The organism is [Muricauda] lutisoli (nom. illeg.) (assembly GCF_017313105.1).
Classification (GTDB): Bacteria; Bacteroidota; Bacteroidia; order Flavobacteriales; family Flavobacteriaceae; genus Flagellimonas; species Flagellimonas lutisoli.
In genome coordinates this window covers 768,029-785,344 of sequence record NZ_JAFLND010000001.1, presented here as the reverse complement: position 1 = coordinate 785,344, position 17,316 = coordinate 768,029, and the positions used below count along the sequence as shown (strand labels likewise).

The following is a 17,316-nucleotide window of genomic DNA, read 5'->3' as shown; positions in this document are numbered from 1 at the left end:
TTAAACGTTACTTTTAAACTGATTAACAAAAACACACGGGAACTTTGAATAGAACTATGCGAACCATCAAACCTCTAATTGCCCTTGCAATTATACTCGTTGGAAGTATCGGCTGCAAAAAAGATACGAAAATTGCAGAAGACCCGGTTATTTCCACCTTCTATTTTATCAGACATGCAGAAAAAGATAGGACCGACCCTGAAAACCCAGACCCAGAATTAAATCAAGACGGACTGGACAGGGCCATCCGATGGGCAGAAGTATTTGACCCTATTCCTTTGGACATGGTCTATTCCACCAATTACGAGCGTACATCAATGACGGCAGCGCCAACATCAATAAAAAAAGACATCGATATTGCGTACTATGATCCCCGGTCTTTGGATATCGAGGAGTTTAAATTGATGAACGAAGGTAAAAACGTACTCGTTGTTGGCCATAGCAACACCACTCCAATGCTCGTAAATAAAATAATTGGTATGGAGAAGTACGATCAAATGGATGATTCGGACAACAGCAGCTTATTTATCGTAAGAATAATTGACGGAGTCCCTACGGATATACGCCTAAAAATGGACTAGAATTCTACTCCACCGTAATGTTTTTGAGCTCAATTTTGCTTAAAAGCTCAAGTTCCCCTTGGTTATACAATTGACCGATTTCCAAGATATCCGTGCCGTCGTTTTTGGGCTTATAGTTTTCATAATCCACAAATCGAATACCGTTGACATAGCGTTCGTTATACGCTTTTCTGAAACGCTGTCCACCGCCGTTTACATGAAAGTCATACGCTAGGTAGTTGGGTTTAAACGAATCTATATCAAACCAATACAGGTAAGTATCCTCGAAGTCATCGCCCCCGCCCTGCTGGTCAAACGTTACTTTTACTTTATAATATTGTTTGTTGTCGATAGTTTCCTTGCCCAAAAGTTCTTTGTTTACGGCACCATCGTTCAAACCGTACGGCAAGCGAACAAAATAATGCACGGAATTGACGGAGTTGGCATATTTGACGGCCATGGTATCATGAACCATGACCAAAGAATCGTTCATATAACGCTCAAAATCATTTCCCCGTTTTACATCCATAATGGTTATGGAATCCAAATCCGATATTCGTTTAAAAACACGTTGACCATCAACGTTTTCAGAAACATAGCTCTTGTCCCTGAAATCAAAGGTTACCTTGTGGTCATTGAATAGTTTTCCACCACTATCGGCAATGGAATTATCCACTATTTCTTGTACAGTCAGTTCTTTCTTCGGCTCTTGTTTGCATCCAATGGCAAAAACAAGCATCAGGGGAATTAAAAGTTTTCTCATGAGATTGTTTTGATACTTATTCGTAAAATCTAGCATAACATTACAATTTTCTTGGCAAAGAGTTTATATTTTTGTCCACAATGCAGCAAAATATCAACATAAAAAATAAAAGAGCCCGATTTGATTACGAAATTTTGGATACCTACACCGCAGGAATTGTTCTTGGTGGTACCGAAATAAAATCGCTCCGAATGGGCAAGGCTTCCATTTCCCAGAGTTTTTGTGAGTTTAATGACAAAGGTGAGCTTTTCGTGGTCAATATGCAGATTGACGAATACAGCCATGCAAGTCATTTTAACCACGCCCCAAAGGCCGTTCGTAAATTGCTTCTCAATAAACGGGAATTAAAAAAGCTTCAAAAAGAGGTGGCCACAACGGGACTCACCATTGTTCCGCTCAAGGTTTTCATCAATGATAGGGGTCTGGCCAAAATGAACATAGGCCTGGCCAGGGGTAAAAAACTATACGATAAACGGGAAACCATCAAAAGCAGGGACAACAAACGGAACCTTGACCGAATCAAAAAGAGTTTCAACAACTAGTTTTTATCCTCCAACAAGGGTACAAAGCGGAATGAGCCAAACTCTTTTTTTTCGAATTCCTTTTCAGACTTTCGCACGAATAAGGTCATAATTTGTTCGTCCGTCCCTACGGGAATCACCAACCTACCCCCTACTTTCAGTTGGGATAAGAGTGGTCTTGGCACTTCGGGCGCGCCAGCGGTTACAATGATGCCATCAAAAGGGGCCTCTTCCGGCAATCCTTTATAGCCATCGCCAAAAATCATTTTCTTGGGTCGGTAATGCATTTTATTGAAGAACAATCGCGTGGTCTTGAACAGTTCCAATTGACGTTCAATGGTGTAAACCTTGGCTCGCAAATGCAACAAAACAGCAGTTTGATATCCACTGCCCGTACCAATCTCCAAAATTTTGGCATTGGGCGCCACCTCCAACAACTCTGTTTGAAATGCAACGGTGTATGGTTGGGAAATGGTTTGGTCCGCACCTATGGGAAACGCCTTGTCCTGATACGCATGATCTTCAAAGCTGCTATCCAAAAACAAGTGTCTTGGAATTGTTTTTATGGCTTCGAGCACCTTTTTGTCCGTAACACCCTTGGTGGCAACAATCTCCGCCAAGTTCTTACGCATTCCCCTATGTTTGAGCGTATCTTTCATGGTCTGTGGTCTGGTGGCACGAATTTAAAAAGTTCCTAAAAATATCTCCTTAGTTCCACTCAAAAATTTATGGAAACTGGCATCATATCCTTATTTTTGACAAAAACAGGTAATATGCTAAAAGTTGGTGTCCTGGGAGCAGGACATTTAGGGAAAATTCACCTTAGGCTCTTAAACCAATCGGACAAATATGAACTTGTGGGTTTTTATGATCCCGATGAGATCAATGCGAAAAAAGTGGCCGCCGAATTTGGTTATACCCATTACGACAACATCAATAATTTGATAGATGCCGTGGAGGTTGTCGACATTGTAACACCGACATTGTCTCATTTTGATTGTGCTAAAAAAGCCATTGAGAAAGGTAGGCACATCTTTATAGAAAAGCCTATTACCAACACGCTTGAAGAAGCTGAGCAATTATTGGTATTATCCAAAAAACATGGCGTAAAAGGCCAAGTTGGGCATGTGGAACGCTTTAATCCCGCATTTTTGGCTGTAAAGGGCAAAATAGAAAATCCCATGTTCATCGAAACCCATCGACTTGCCGAATTCAATCCGCGCGGAACCGATGTTCCTGTAGTCTTGGATTTGATGATCCACGATATTGATGCGATTTTGAGCGTTGTTCCTTCGGAAGTTGAAAAAATCAACGCTAGCGGTGTCTCCGTCATCAGTCAATCCCCGGATATTGCCAATGCGCGCATTCAATTTAAGAATGGTTGTGTAGCCAACCTGACCTCTAGCCGAATCTCTTTGAAAAACATGCGAAAGTCACGTTTCTTTCAACGTGACGCCTATATTTCCGTGGATTTCTTGGAGAAAAAAGTGGAAGTGGTAAAAATGAAGGACGCTCCTGAAAACCCTGGAGATTTTGATATGATCCTTCAAAATGCTGAAGGCGATAAAAAGCAAATCTATTTTGAAAACCCCGAAATAGATGTCAACAATGCCATATTGGACGAGTTGGAAACTTTTGCGGATGCCATCAACAACGACACCACCCCGATCGTAAGTTTGGAACAAGGCACCAATGCCCTGCGCGTGGCCCTTCAGATAATCGAGTCTTTTGAAAATTAATCGTCGTTATTTTCGATCTTGTTCGAATTGACAACAGTTGTAAATAATATACTATGGAACAAATAGCAGTAATCGGTGCTGGAACCATGGGGAACGGAATAGCCCATGTTTTTGCACAGAACGGATATAAGGTCAATTTGGTGGATGTTGCACAAGCATCCTTGGACAAAGGAATGGCCACCATTACCAAGAATTTGGACCGGATGATCGCCAAAGAGGTAATCGACGAGGCCAAAAAAGAGGCTACGCTCGGCAATATTTCCACCTATACGAATCTTAAAGATGGTGTATCGGATACGGATTTGGTGGTTGAAGCCGCAACGGAGAACCTGGACATCAAACTCAAGATTTTCAAGGATTTGGACGAGGCCTGCAAAGCAGAAACCATTTTGGCCACCAATACGTCCTCTATTTCCATCACGCAAATTGGTGCCGTCACCAATCGGCCGGAAAAAGTTATCGGAATGCACTTTATGAACCCTGTTCCGATCATGAAGCTGGTAGAGATCATCCGCGGTTACAGCACCTCGGACAAGGTAACGGAAACCATTATGGAGCTTTCCAGAAAATTGGGGAAAACCCCGACCGAGGTAAACGATTATCCTGGATTTGTGGCCAACCGCATTTTAATGCCAATGATCAACGAATCCATCGAAACCCTTTACAATGGCGTTGCCGGTGTTCAAGAAATCGACACCGTAATGAAATTGGGCATGGCGCATCCCATGGGTCCGCTCCAATTGGCGGATTTTATCGGATTGGATGTATGCCTTTCCATTTTAAATGTCATGTACGATGGGTTTAAAAACCCAAAATACGCCCCCTGCCCCCTACTTGTCAATATGGTAATGGCTGGTAAATTGGGGGTGAAATCGGGCGAAGGTTTTTACGATTATTCCGAATCCAGAAAAGCTGAAAACGTTTCCACACAATTCAAATAAGATTTCATGGCCATTGTAAAACCTTTTAAGGCCATACGCCCAACAAAGGACAAAGCTTTTTTTGTTGCATCGCGCTCCTACGAGGAATACTCCAAAGAGGAACTGAAAGCGGTATTGCAGTACAACCCGTTCTCTTTTCTGCACATCATCAACCCAGGGTTCAAGTTTGAAAAGAACATCAAGGGCAAGGAACGGTTTGGACTTGTCCACAATCGGTATTTGGAGTTTTTGGAGGAAAACATTTTTCAAAAAGATGATGAGCCCAGTTTTTATCTGTATCAAATCGAAAAAGATGATTTTAAGAGCTTGGGCTTCTTTTGTGCCTGCAGCGTGGATGACTACAGGAGCAATGTCATAAAAAAACACGAGGACACCATCCAAGATCGTGAAGAGCTGTTTGCAGACTACCTACATACCGTAGGTTTTAATGCAGAGCCCGTTTTAATGACCTACGAGGACAATGCATTGGTAGATGAGATATTTCAGCGTAAAATTGAACGAAAGCCCGAATACGACTTCACCACAACGGATAGGGTGAACCATAAACTTTGGAAAATCTCTTATCCCGAAGGGATTGAAAAACTGGAAAAGGCCTTTGGTGACCTCGATACGCTCTATATCGCCGATGGACACCATCGCAGTGCCTCGTCCAGCTTATTGGCAGAACTAAAAATGTCCGAAAACGATAATCATACCGGAGAAGAGGCTTATAATTATTTTATGGCCTACCTGATTCCTGAATCCCAAATGAAGATCTCTGAGTTCAATCGTATGGTCAAAGATTTGAACGGTTATTCCAAAAAGGAATTTCTGATTCAGTTGGACGAGCATTTCAGAATAGAGAAAAGGGAAGACGGACTGTGCAAACCATCCAAAAAACATGAGTTCAGTATGTATTTGGAAGGAGAGTTCTACACCCTGCATTTCAGGAAAACCAACCATGAGTTTACAGATGCACTGAGCAAATTGGACACTCAAATCCTTTACAAAACCATTTTAGAGCCTATTTTGGGCATCACAGACCTTAGAAACGATAAGCGAATTTGCTACGGCTATGGCAAAAACAACCTTATCCAAATGAAGGATTTGGTAGACTCTGGCCGCTATGCGGTGGGTTTCAGCCTGGTTCCCACCACCATTGAAGAAATCAAGGCAATTGCAGATGCTGGTTTGGTAATGCCCCCAAAAAGCACGTATATTGAACCTAAGCTCCGCAGCGGGCTAGCTATTTATGAATTGTAATAAATGTCATTCCTGCGAAAGCAGGAATCCATAAATTTAAAAGATTCCGCATCAAGTGCGGAATGACATCATTTTAAACTATGTCCATAAAAGATAATCTAAATACAATAAAATCCGAACTCCCCGAAGGAGTTACCCTGGTCGCCGTGTCCAAAACCAAGCCCAACAAGGATATTATGGAGGCTTACGAGGCGGGGCAAAGGGTGTTTGGGGAAAACAAGGTGCAGGAGATGGTCCAAAAGTGGGAAGATCTGCCCAAGGACATCGAATGGCACATGATAGGCCACGTGCAGCGAAACAAGGTTAAATATATGGCCGAATTTGTTTCACTGATCCATGGTGTGGACAGTCCTCGCCTACTGAAGGAAATCAACAAGCAGGCAAAAAAGCACGATCGTGTAATTCCTTGTCTGCTTCAAATCCATATTGCCGAAGAGGATACTAAGTTTGGTCTGGACAAAGCAGAACTGGATGAACTCATCGAGTCTGATGCATTTAAGGCCATGGAGTACATCAAAATTGTTGGTTTAATGGGCATGGCCACTTTTACAGATGACGAAAAACAGGTCCGTAAAGAGTTTGCCCAACTTAAATCCATGTTTGACGACCTTAAAACAAAACTGAACGACATTACCATCCTTTCCATGGGCATGAGCGGCGATTATAAGATAGCCATGGAGCAAGGCAGCAACATGGTACGGATCGGAAGCAGTATATTTGGGGCTAGAAACTATTCATAACCAGTAATTTCCATGTACGCGATACTAGACATTGAAAGCACAGGAGGAAAATACAATGAGGAAGGCATTACCGAAATCGCCATCCACAGGTTTGATGGGCAACGGGTCGTGGATAAATTTATTTGTTTGATCAATCCGGAAAGGGAAATCCAGCCCTTTGTGGTCAAACTCACGGGCATCAGCAATAAAATGTTACGTTCGGCACCCAAATTTCACGAAGTGGCCAAACGTATTGTGGAGATTACCGAAGGTACCGTTTTGGTAGCGCATAACGCTCAGTTCGACTATCGTATTCTTAGAACGGAGTTTCGAAGATTGGGCTATGATTTTCAGCGAAAGACCCTTTGTACAGTGGATTTATCCAAACAACTCATTCCGGAGGCAGAATCACATAGCTTGGGGAAATTGGCCCGTTCCTTGGGCATTCCCATGAGCGATAGACATCGCGCTAATGGAGATGCACTTGCCACCTTGAAGCTCTTTAAATTGTTGCTGGATAAAGATTCGGACAAGAAAATCATTACTGAAGTTATCCGAGAAGAGACGCATGGCGAACTGTCCCCAAACCAATTGGATATGGTTTTTAGCCTCCCATCGGAAACCGGTGTGTACTATATGCACGATAAGGATGGTGAAATCATCTTTCTGGGAAAAACCAAGGACATTAAAAAAAGGGTGAACCAGCATTTTACCAATGTGGGCAAACTGGCACGCAAACTTCAAAAAGAAACCAAGAAAGTCACGTATGAAACCACGGGCAGCGAGCTCATCGCCATTTTAAAGGCCTATGTAGAGCAAAAAAAGAACAAGCCTCGCCATAATCACGTTTCGAAAAGTAAACTCTTTACACATACAATAGACTTTAGCCAGAACGGAACGGAGCATATCATATTGGAAGTTGAAAAGAATCGGTCGCTCGAACACAAAAAAATGGCCTTCAACGGAACTGAAGCGGCCAAAAGCTTTTTGGAGAAGTTATCTACAGAATTTGAACTTTGTCCATCCTCACTGGGAACAGAAAATAAATGCGTTCACGAGCAATCCGAACTAAATGCATCCAATTGTAACGAAAAAGTATTGTCCGCTTTTGAAAAGTACAGTGTTCGAGAAAAGAGCATTGCATTAACAGATCGTGGCAGGGAAACAGGGGAGCGTAGTTTTATTTTGATAAAAAATGGTAGGCTCCAAGGGTTTGGCTATGTAGAACTCAACCATCAAATCAATAATATTCATATCTTAGAATCTATAATGACTCCCATGAGGGGTGATGAAAATACCACATTTATTGTTGAAACCTATCTAAGAAAAAACAATCGGCTTAAAACCATACCATTAACCTCCTGATCATTGAAAGATAACAAACCACTTCCCAAATGGAAAAATAAACTTCATGAAGTTATTTATGAAGCGGACACTCCATCGGGCAAGTTTTTTGATATCCTGCTTTTTATACTGATCATCATCAGTGTAATTTTGGTGATGTTGGAAAGTATTGATGATTTTGATGAGCATCACCACGATACGTTACTGAGCCTTGAATGGATAGTTACCATTTTCTTTACCCTGGAGTATATTGCGCGGTTGATAAGCATAAAAAAGCCTTTGAAATATATTTTCAGTTTTTACGGCATCATTGATTTTTTATCCACCATACCACTTTACCTATCATACATTTTAGCGGGCTCACAGGTTCTATTGGCAGTAAGGGCTTTTCGTTTGCTACGGATTTTCAGGATACTCAAGCTCGTTAAATTTATGGGCGAGGCCTCACAATTACAGTCAGCGTTAAAAGCAAGTCGAGCCAAGATCGCTGTGTTTATTTATGTGGTTTTGATTTTATCCGTGATCCTGGGTACCATCATGTATATTGTAGAAGGTGATGAGTCCGGCTTTACAAGCATTCCCAAAAGTATTTACTGGACTATTGTAACCCTTACCACGGTAGGTTATGGCGATATTGCCCCCCAAACCAATCTAGGGCAGTTTTTGGCAACCGTGATCATGATTTTGGGTTATGGTATTATAGCAGTGCCTACCGGAATTGTTACGGCAGAATTTGCTCGAAACAAAAATAATAGCCATGACGAAGAGGATGATGGATTTATGGTGCATGTGAACACCCAGGCCTGTCCTAGTTGCGGAATAGAAGGCCATAGAGATGATGCCACACATTGCTTTAATTGCGGACACCCTTTATGAATACAAAAGTTTTGTTAGCCGTAGTAGGGCCCACAGCCATTGGGAAAACCTCGTTGGGTATTCAATTGGCCAAACATTTTGACACAGAAATAATTTCTGCTGACTCCCGCCAGTTTTTTAAAGAGATGGAAATTGGTACCGCAGTACCTTCCAAAGAAGAGTTGAGCGAGGCCACTCATCATTTCATTCAGCATAAAAGTATTTTTGAGCCCTACTCGGTCGGTGATTTTGAAAAGGAGGCCATTAATCTGTTGGATGATGTATTCCAGAAAAAAGATATCGTGGTTATGGTCGGCGGCAGTGGGCTTTATGTTGATGCCGTTGTATCCGGATTGGACGATTTTCCAGAGGTTGACCCGAAAATACGGAAACAGCTCAATCAACAACTGGAAGAAGAGGGCTTGGAAAGTCTCCAGAAAGAACTCGAACAACGGGACCCCGAATACTACAAAACTGTTGACTTGGACAATCCACATCGATTGATTAGGGCTCTGGAGGTGTGTTTGACAGCTGATAAACCTTATTCATCGTATTTGAACCAGCCCAAAGCAGAACGACGGTTCAAAACCCTTTATATTGGCATTGACGCCCCCAGAGAAACGATTTACCAGCGGATAAATACCCGAGTGGACCTGATGATGGATGCAGGACTGCTGGAAGAAGCCAAAAAACTTTATCCCCACAAAGAACTGAACGCGCTACAAACAGTTGGTTACAAAGAACTTTTTGAATATATTGAAGGTCATTGCACCTTGGATTTTGCCGTTTCGGAAATAAAAAAGAACACCAGGCGCTTCGCCAAACGGCAACTTACATGGTTGCGAAAAAACGATGCTATTTTGTGGGTACCTTACAATGCTGAACCAAAAGAGGTGCTCCAAATGGTAACAGACCGACTTAAAACCGACCTTTATGCCTAACGGTAAAACTGTGATAGTGGTTATGGGAGTCAGTGGTTCGGGTAAGACCGAAATCGGAAAACTGCTATCAAAAGAATTATCTCGACCTTTTTTCGATGGTGACGACTTTCATCCCAAAGCTAACATAAAAAAAATGCGTGCTGGCAATCCATTGAATGATGACGACCGGAAAGAATGGCTGATTCAACTTAACAAGCTTGCCGTGGAACATAAACATACAGGTGCCATCATTGCATGCTCTGCCCTAAAAAAAAATTATAGAAGCCTGCTAAGGGCAGGTATGGGAAGTTGTTTGGCATTTGTTTATCTAGAGGGTTCATTTGACTTGATAAAATCCAGGCTGGACGAGCGAAAAGGCCATTTTATGCCCATTGACTTATTAAAGTCGCAATTTGATACATTGGAACCTCCATCCAAAGCAATTAAAGTTTCCATAGATAAGACACCGGAAAAGATTGTCAAGGAAATTGTAAAACAACTCTAACACATCATGGAATTCAACCTTTTCATGGCAGTCATTATAGGAATTGCCATCCTGCTGTTTCTTATTCTAAAGTTGCGAATACACGCTTTTATTGCCTTATTGATAGGTAGTATTGCTGTTGGACTTATTGCTGGTTTAGATGCAAACCAAATTATAAACACCATCCAAAAGGGGATGGGCGGCACTCTGGGCTTTGTTGCCACGGTCGTGGGCCTCGGTGCTATTTTTGGCGGTATCCTTGAAGCTTCTGGGGGAGCAAAGGCAATTGCCAATTTTATGATATCCAAGTTTGGACTAAAAAGAGCTCCGTCTGCAATGGTGGTTTCTGGATTTTTGATCGCCATTCCGGTTTTTTTTGATGTAGCTTTCATCATATTGGTGCCGATGATGTATGCCCTTCAACGTAAAACGGGAAAATCATTGTTGCTGTATGCCATTCCCTTGTTGGCCGGATTGGCCATTACACATGCCTTTATACCCCCCACCCCCGGACCCATTGCGGTTGCCGATATTATCGGGGTGGATTTGGGCTGGGTCATTTTAATGGGGTTTATAGCTGGTATTCCAACTGCTTTAATTGCCGGGCTCTGGTTCGGAAAACGTATTTCAAAAAAGATTTTTGTTGCCGCTCCCGAAGAAATTGAAGAGGAAAATCACCCAAAGCTACCGCCCATAGGTCAGACATTGGTGATCATTGGTTTGCCCATTGTACTGATTCTGCTCAACACTATTGTCGCTGCTGGTACATTCGGGGCCACCGATCCGCTGTTTTTAAACACCATTGCCTTGATCGGGCATCCGTTTTCCGCCCTGATCATTGCCAATCTATTGGCGTGGTACTTTTTTGGATTGCGCAAAGGTTTCACTAAAGACCAACTGCTGAAGATTTCAACGAAATCTTTGGCGCCAGCTGGCACCATTATCCTATTGACAGGTGCTGGCGGGGTTTTTAAGCAGGTTTTGACCGACACCGGAGCCGGTGAACTTTTAGCTACTTCTTTGAGCGATGCAGGTATACCTATTTTAGCGTTTGCTTTTATCAGCGCAGCAATTGTACGTATCGTCCAGGGTTCTTCTACCGTTGCCATGATCACGGCTGCAGGATTGGTTTCCCCCTTATTGGCAAACACATCCCTTGCCCCATTGGAGTTGGCCTGTATGGTAATTGCCATTGCTTCCGGGGCCAGTATTTTTTCCCATGTCAACGATAGTGGTTTTTGGCTTGTTGGTCAATATTTAGGGATTACGGAAAAGCAAACATTTAAATCGTGGACCATGATGACCACTATTCTGGCATTTATTGGAGTCGTCACGGTATCCATAGTCTACGTTCTGGTATAAAAAAAGCCACCCAAAAAGGTGGCTTTTTCATTTATTTATTACTGATTATTGTTCGTTTTCTGCTTTTACAACGAGCCTAAATCCTTCTCCATGAATGTTGAGGATTTCAACCAAGTCATCTTTCTTAAGATACTTTCTCAACTTGGCAATATACACATCCATACTTCTGGAAGTGAAGTAGTTATCATCCCTCCAAATTTTGGTCAACGCCAATTCACGTGGCATCAGGTCATTTTCGTGTAGCGCCAACAAGCGCAACAATTCGTTTTCCTTTGGTGACAGTTTTATCGGCTCTTCTTCTTTGTACTTTAAGAAGCGTAGTTTCGAGTTCAAATGGAAATTTCCGATCTGAAATTCAAACTGCTTACTATCGGCCAAAGAACTTGATGCTTTCCTTTGAAGTATTGCCTTAAGCTTCATCAAAAGAACCTCGGAATCAAAAGGTTTGTTCAAATAGTCATCCGCACCTGCCTTATAGCCCTTAAGAACATCCTCCTTCATGGTCTTAGCGGTCAAAAAGATAATCGGAACGTTTTCGTTCTTTTCACGGATTTCTTTTGCCAAGGTAAACCCATCCTTATAAGGCATCATGACATCCAAGATACATACATCGTAGTTGTCTTTTTTGAACTTCTCAAATCCTTCCATTCCGTTTTTGGCCAGGACAACATCAAAATCGTTCATGGTCAAATAATCCTTTAGGACAATTCCAAAATTTGGGTCATCCTCAACTAATAGTATCTTTTTTTTCTCTGTATCCATAGTTCGTTTATTAAATTAAAGGGAGTTTTATGAAAAAAGTACTTCCTTTTCCTTTTTCGCTTTCTGCATAAACCTCACCCTGATGGTCGTCTATAATTCTTTTTACGTAGGCCAACCCTAATCCGTGGCCTTTAACGTTATGTATGTCTCCGGTATGTTCCCGGTAAAATTTTTCAAAAACTTTTTTAAGCACCGCCTTGCTCATACCCGCACCTTGGTCCTCTACCCTTATGATGATGCTGTTTTTCACCACTTCGGTGTACACATCAATTTTAGGAGTTTCCGGCGAATACTTCACTGCATTGTCCAGAATGTTAACCACCACATTGGTCATGTGCATTTCATTGGCCAATACTTCTGATCGTTCAGCATCCAAGTGGGCGTTTACATATCCTCCCCTGTCCTGAACAATCAGTTCAACATGGGCAATGGCATCTGTAATTATATCATGCATATTGACCCTATCCTTACTGATGTCCAACTGGTTTTTTTCCAGTTTTGATATTCTGAGCACATTTTCTACTTGGGCGTGCATTCGTTTGTTCTCATCACGAATCATCCCCAAATACCTCAACACCTTTTCCTTATCCTCGATGGATTTAGGGTTTCGAATCGCTTCCACTGCCAAGTTTATTGTCGCTATCGGAGTTTTAAACTCGTGCGTCATATTGTTGATAAAATCGGATTTAATTTCAGAAATCCGCTTTTGTTTGATCAGCTGATAGATGGCACTGGAATATGCCAACATAATTACCAGTGTAAAGACCAAAGACAGTATTGCCATTCCCATTACCGATCCAAAAATATACCTCTTCATGCTTGGGAATGTTAGCAATAGTGAGAAATTGGATACTCCCTCACTGTCTTTGAAAATGGGGGATTTATATATTTTAGAACCAGAAAACTTGAATTTCCTGGACCGGACTTTGGTCGGGTAACCTTGACTGTACACCCCATACTCATAGTCTATATCAATATTTCTATTGCTTAATTCTTGACTAAGTAGCAGTTCCAACTCTTGTTTGGAAACCCTTTTATGTATGGGCTGGCTTTTGGCGTATTCCATGAATACATCTTCCCATGCCGCCCTTTCAATACTACTAAGGTTACCTATACTTGTAACTTTTTCAATAGGAGTTAAGCTGTAGCTTTGACCATCAAGCCCCGTTTCCCGCTTGAACACCTGCTTGGTTCTTCTACTTGTATAGTTCTTCAGCGTTGTGCTGTCCTCACCACCTAAAGTATTGTTGATATCAAAGAACGCTGATGTTATATTGTAATCCTCTTCAAGAATCCCATGGGAATAAAAAAGGATTTCATCTGAATCCAGATCCCTTTCTACGAACATGAAATTTTTGAACTGAGCACTTTTTGGCTCGCCGACACTATCCGCAAGAGAGGCCAAACGGTCCGAGTACTCCTTCATCTCGCGTTTCTCCACCCTACTCGCTACTTTATCCAGTATGTCCGTAACTGTCCTTGAGAATTGTTCTTCTTTGTCGTTTATCGAGGTTCTAATCCAATAAACTTGCACGAAAATTATCCCTAAAAGGGATAAGCTCATAAGAACAACCAGAAGAACGAATAGCTTCTTGTTCATTTTTGTAAAATTAAAAATTTAACATTTAGTAATTTTAGCGTTTAACCAAAACTTAACATAAATGTTAAAATTTAGATGCTACCGCTAAAAGTTTGAGGTGTAGTTCTTTAACCTTGTCTTTGGTTTTGTCCAGTTCAAGGTTTTCAATTGAATAATCGGCCAAATCAAGCTTCTGTTCATCATCCAGCTGATTGTTCATACGATCAACAACAGCCTGTCTTTCAATCTTGTCCCTATCCACCACCCTTTCAATTCGAGTTTCTACGGGTGCTGTAACCAAGATAGTGCGATCATACTTGTCTTGGACGCCATTTTCAAAAATCAACGCTGTTTCTTGTATAACGTAAGGTGAATCTTGATGACTGACCCAATCCAAAAAGTGTTTCCTTACCGCTGGATGCACAATTCCATTCAGTTTTTCCAAAAGTTCTGCATCCTTAAAGACCTTGTTGGCTATAAAAGACCTATTCAGCCCTCTCTCCGTATAAGCTTCCTCGCCCAGTAAATCCGTAATGGCGGTTTTGACCTCCTTTGATGTCTCCATCAACACTTTAGCCTCTAAATCGGAGTTGTACACAGGAACCCCAAGTTCTTTGAACATGTTGGCCACAGTACTTTTCCCGCTGCCTATTCCTCCAGTAAGTCCAACTATCATCATTGCTGCTCCAAAACAAAGTTTACCGTATTCTCTTCCAGGCGAACATCGTAAACTTTTTGAGGGCTTTCTGTAACCTCCAAAAACAACGAACTGCTCTCCGAACCTTTAAGCTGACTATAATCTGCAACAATTTCAAAATCAGAAGCAGATATCTCCTTTAATCGTTCTATTGTTGCCTTACAAAGTATAGTAACCTGGTTGGGGAACGTCTTTATTTGATAACCTTCGGGTATGTTTATGACTTGAACAGGCACTTCGAACACTTTTTCGGAAAACTTTGACACCTTGCCGGAAACAGTGGCTCGACCTATCGAAAAAATGCTATTGTCCAACCCTTTGGGAAAAACCAAGGTGACTTCATTGGAAAAATCATCGTTAACATTGGTCAACTGTATGAGGGATGTATTGATTGCTCGAATTGTATCAATCTCACTTTTAGGTCCTTTTACCTCTACCGAGTCAGGGGTTATCTTAACTTTACCGTCAAGAATATAGTTTTGTTGTAGTTGGAGGTCCAGTTTCGCACTAATTGGAATTTTTTTAGTGTCAACTTGATACATATCCACTACCAGTTGACTTCGGTCCAATTCCAAGAGGGAGATGTTTTGAGACAATTGTTGGTCTATCTGCTTTTTTAAAGCATCTTCGCTTAGTACGTACTCCCCATTAAACAATTCAGCTTGGGACACATCAATATCCATTCTGCTTTTGAAAATTTTATAATACAAGAACTGAAAGCCACTGGTCCTAAGTTTAGCTTCAATCTCACCATTGGAATTTTTACCTAACAACAACGAGTCTGGAAGATTTCTATAATTTAATGTAAAATACGCACGGGATTCATAGGTTTCGGATAGGTTACTGATGAACCAAGCCAAAAAAGAGCATAGCAAGAACAGCGAAAATATCTTCACTTTCTTTTGGTTGAGGCCGCGCAATACTTTTTTAAACACTTTTTACTTTTTCTTGAAAAATAGTTTTGGGAAGAGTTCTTCAGGCTCCTCATTACTAAAGTTAAGCAACATTGTGGACTTGAAAAAACCTATGCCATATCCTGTGAATTGAACCAAAGCAGCAAAAATGGCCAAGACGGCAACCTTTAGGCTCTTATTCTTGATCAATGCATCCACGAACAGGATAGAAAAATAGAATACATACAACATGAGGGGCAACCAAAGTTCAAAAATTGAAAGAACGAAGGCCACACATAAACCCAGCATAAACAAAGTAGGAAACCAATATGTGGGTTTAGCCGTTCCTGGATGCCATTTATTGAGTATGGGGCGTACCATTCCAAATTTGTTCACCTGAATGTAAAATTTATTCCAATCAATTCGTCTTTTGTGGTAAACATAAGCCTTGGGGAATAATCTTGTATCAAATCCGGCTTTCCATATTCGGAAGGTCAGGTCTGGGTCTTCTCCTGGATGGATTCTACCAAAACCTCCTGCTTTTTCAAATGCTTGTTTGGAAATGCCCATGTTAAAGCTACGTGGCTGAAACTTGCCAACGGCTTTTTTACCTCCTCGGATGCCCCCAGTGGTCAAAAAGGAGGTCATTACATAATTTATGGCCTTTTGTACAGTGGTAAACGATGCATCGGCCGCGTCGGGTCCCCCAAAACAATGCACAAAATCCCTTTCAAGTTCCTTGTCTACTTCGGACAAGTATTGTTTTGGCAGTATACAATCCGAATCCAAGATGATATAATAATTCCCTTTTGCGTTTTGCATTCCAAAATTTCTGGAATCGCCCGGGCCTGAGTTTTCTTTGAAGTAATAGGATATGTTGAGCTTGTCCTGGAACTTGAGCACAATGTCCTCTGAAGATTCCGAAGAGCCATCTTCCACGATAACCACTTCAAAATTCTTCTGGTAATTTTGTTCTTGAAGACTTTCCAACAACTCCCTGACCTCTTCGGGCCTGTTGTATACAGGAACTACTATGGAGAAAAGAATATTCATTTGAAATAGAAAAGCCATCCCGAAAAAGGATGGCTTCTCATGTATTTTTTACAGTTTATTCCGAAAATTCATCGATTACCTCTTGACTTACTCCTGTATTGGAGAAACCTCCATCGTGGAATAAGTTCTGCATGGTCACCTTTTTAGTCAAATCGGAGAAAAGTGACACGGTATAGTTGGCACAATCATCCGCCGTGGCATTGCCCAATGGAGACATTTTTTCAGCGTAATTGATGAATCCGTCGAACCCTTTCACACCTTGACCCGCTGTTGTAGGGGTCGGAGATTGGGAAATGGTGTTCACCCTTACCTTATGCTCTTTCCCGAAGAAATAGCCAAAGCTCCTTGCAACAGACTCCAAATAGGCTTTGTTGTCCGCCATATCATTATAATCTGGGAACGTTCTTTGGGCTGCCATGTAGGTCAAAGCAACAATACTTCCCCATTCGTTCATGGCCTCCGCCTTGTATAGTGATTGCATTACTTTGTGGAAGGATAGAGCGGATACATCCCACCCCTTTTCAGTAAAGCTATAGTTCTCATCTGTGTAATGTCTTCCTTTCCTAACGTTTACGGACATTCCTATGGAATGAAGCACAAAATCCAGTTTTCCGCCCAAAATTTCCATGGACTTCTCCACTAGGTTCTTCAAATCCTCTTCGTTAGTGGCATCTGCGGGAATAATTTCTGAATTGGTTTTTTCCGCCAGTTCATTGATCTGTCCCATTCGCATAGCAATAGGTGCGTTGGTCAAAACAAATTCGCCCCCCTCTTCGTGAACGCGTTCTGCGGTTTTCCAAGCAATGGAATTAGGGTCCAATGCGCCAAAAATGATTCCTTTTTTACCCTTTAAAAGATTGTATGCCATAATTTCTTGCAATT

At 41.6% G+C, this 17,316-nt stretch carries 19 protein-coding genes; 11 read left to right on the top strand and 8 right to left on the bottom strand.

Translation table 11 applies throughout. The annotated features are described in order from the left end of the window. Positions 1-56: 56 nt before the first annotated feature. Positions 57-581 carry a SixA phosphatase family protein gene (locus J0X13_RS03740; protein ID WP_207070111.1) on the top strand — a complete coding sequence of 175 codons (525 nt, stop codon included), beginning with the start codon at positions 57-59 and terminating at the stop codon, positions 579-581. Between the two features lie 4 nt (positions 582-585). Here the strand turns inward: J0X13_RS03740 and J0X13_RS03735 are convergent, their stop codons facing one another. Further along, positions 586-1,323, bottom strand: coding sequence for a DUF6503 family protein (locus J0X13_RS03735; protein ID WP_242535606.1), 738 nt, complete (start codon positions 1,321-1,323; stop codon positions 586-588). Positions 1,324-1,403: 80 nt separating this feature from the next. On the opposite strand from J0X13_RS03735, the gene smpB reads away from it, so the two are divergent. Continuing rightward, positions 1,404-1,865 carry an SsrA-binding protein SmpB gene (gene smpB, locus J0X13_RS03730; RefSeq protein ID WP_207070109.1) on the top strand — a complete coding sequence of 154 codons (462 nt, stop codon included), beginning with the start codon at positions 1,404-1,406 and terminating at the stop codon, positions 1,863-1,865. Here smpB and J0X13_RS03725 read toward each other — a convergent pair. Continuing rightward, positions 1,862-2,503, bottom strand: a complete 642-nt coding sequence (locus J0X13_RS03725) for a protein-L-isoaspartate(D-aspartate) O-methyltransferase (protein WP_207070108.1) — start codon at positions 2,501-2,503, stop codon at positions 1,862-1,864. The two genes, smpB and J0X13_RS03725, sit on opposite strands and share 4 nt — an antisense overlap. A 114-nt stretch (positions 2,504-2,617) precedes the next feature. Here J0X13_RS03725 and J0X13_RS03720 point away from each other — a divergent pair, with 114 nt between their 5' ends. The 9 genes from J0X13_RS03720 (at position 2,618) to J0X13_RS03680 (ending at position 11,450) form a co-directional block, all read left to right on the top strand. After that, entirely contained in the window at positions 2,618-3,583 is a 966-nt protein-coding gene (locus J0X13_RS03720) for a Gfo/Idh/MocA family protein (RefSeq protein ID WP_207070107.1), read from the top strand. A 53-nt stretch (positions 3,584-3,636) separates the two neighbouring features. After that, the gene (locus J0X13_RS03715; protein ID WP_207070106.1) at positions 3,637-4,524 is read left to right on the top strand and encodes a 3-hydroxyacyl-CoA dehydrogenase family protein; all 888 of its coding nucleotides are present in this window, start codon (positions 3,637-3,639) and stop codon (positions 4,522-4,524) included. Between the two features lie 6 nt (positions 4,525-4,530). Then, complete coding sequence (locus J0X13_RS03710; RefSeq protein WP_207070105.1) at positions 4,531-5,766, top strand: DUF1015 domain-containing protein; 1,236 nt, start codon at positions 4,531-4,533, stop codon at positions 5,764-5,766. Positions 5,767-5,846: 80 nt separating this feature from the next. After that, a complete protein-coding gene (locus J0X13_RS03705) occupies positions 5,847-6,506 on the top strand; it encodes a YggS family pyridoxal phosphate-dependent enzyme (RefSeq protein ID WP_207070104.1) in 660 nt (219 codons plus the stop codon). Positions 6,507-6,518: 12 nt separating this feature from the next. Continuing rightward, complete coding sequence (locus J0X13_RS03700) at positions 6,519-7,850, top strand: exonuclease domain-containing protein (protein ID WP_207070103.1); 1,332 nt, start codon at positions 6,519-6,521, stop codon at positions 7,848-7,850. A gap of 3 nt (positions 7,851-7,853) precedes the next feature. After that, a complete protein-coding gene (locus J0X13_RS03695; RefSeq protein WP_207070102.1) occupies positions 7,854-8,705 on the top strand; it encodes an ion transporter in 852 nt (283 codons plus the stop codon). Further along, positions 8,702-9,625, top strand: coding sequence for a tRNA (adenosine(37)-N6)-dimethylallyltransferase MiaA (gene miaA, locus J0X13_RS03690; RefSeq protein WP_207070101.1), 924 nt, complete (start codon positions 8,702-8,704; stop codon positions 9,623-9,625). The genes J0X13_RS03695 and miaA overlap by 4 nt, the downstream gene beginning before the upstream one ends. Next, a complete protein-coding gene (locus tag J0X13_RS03685) occupies positions 9,618-10,109 on the top strand; it encodes a gluconokinase (protein WP_207070100.1) in 492 nt (163 codons plus the stop codon). Before miaA ends, J0X13_RS03685 begins: the two co-directional genes overlap by 8 nt. Before the next feature lie 6 nt (positions 10,110-10,115). After that, positions 10,116-11,450 (top strand): GntP family permease, encoded by a 1,335-nt coding sequence (locus tag J0X13_RS03680; protein WP_207070099.1) that lies wholly within the window; start codon positions 10,116-10,118, stop codon positions 11,448-11,450. A 45-nt stretch (positions 11,451-11,495) separates the two neighbouring features. Here J0X13_RS03680 and J0X13_RS03675 read toward each other — a convergent pair whose 3' ends face one another. The 6 genes from J0X13_RS03675 to J0X13_RS03650 all read right to left on the bottom strand — a co-directional run bounded on the left by J0X13_RS03675 (position 11,496) and on the right by J0X13_RS03650 (position 17,302). Then, positions 11,496-12,212: a response regulator transcription factor gene (locus J0X13_RS03675; protein WP_207026797.1), complete on the bottom strand. Its 717-nt coding sequence runs from the start codon at positions 12,210-12,212 to the stop codon at positions 11,496-11,498. Between the two features lie 10 nt (positions 12,213-12,222). Beyond that, positions 12,223-13,812, bottom strand: coding sequence for a sensor histidine kinase (locus J0X13_RS03670; protein ID WP_207070098.1), 1,590 nt, complete (start codon positions 13,810-13,812; stop codon positions 12,223-12,225). 64 nt (positions 13,813-13,876) lie between these two features. Then, a complete protein-coding gene (coaE, locus tag J0X13_RS03665; protein ID WP_207070097.1) occupies positions 13,877-14,470 on the bottom strand; it encodes a dephospho-CoA kinase in 594 nt (197 codons plus the stop codon). Then, entirely contained in the window at positions 14,467-15,384 is a 918-nt protein-coding gene (locus tag J0X13_RS15685; protein WP_207070096.1) for a CdaR family protein, read from the bottom strand. Before J0X13_RS15685 ends, coaE begins: the two co-directional genes overlap by 4 nt. Positions 15,385-15,426: 42 nt before the next feature. Then, complete coding sequence (locus tag J0X13_RS03655; protein WP_207070095.1) at positions 15,427-16,434, bottom strand: glycosyltransferase family 2 protein; 1,008 nt, start codon at positions 16,432-16,434, stop codon at positions 15,427-15,429. Positions 16,435-16,489: 55 nt separating this feature from the next. Then, positions 16,490-17,302, bottom strand: a complete 813-nt coding sequence (locus J0X13_RS03650) for an enoyl-ACP reductase FabI (RefSeq protein ID WP_207026802.1) — start codon at positions 17,300-17,302, stop codon at positions 16,490-16,492. Positions 17,303-17,316 lie beyond the last annotated feature (14 nt).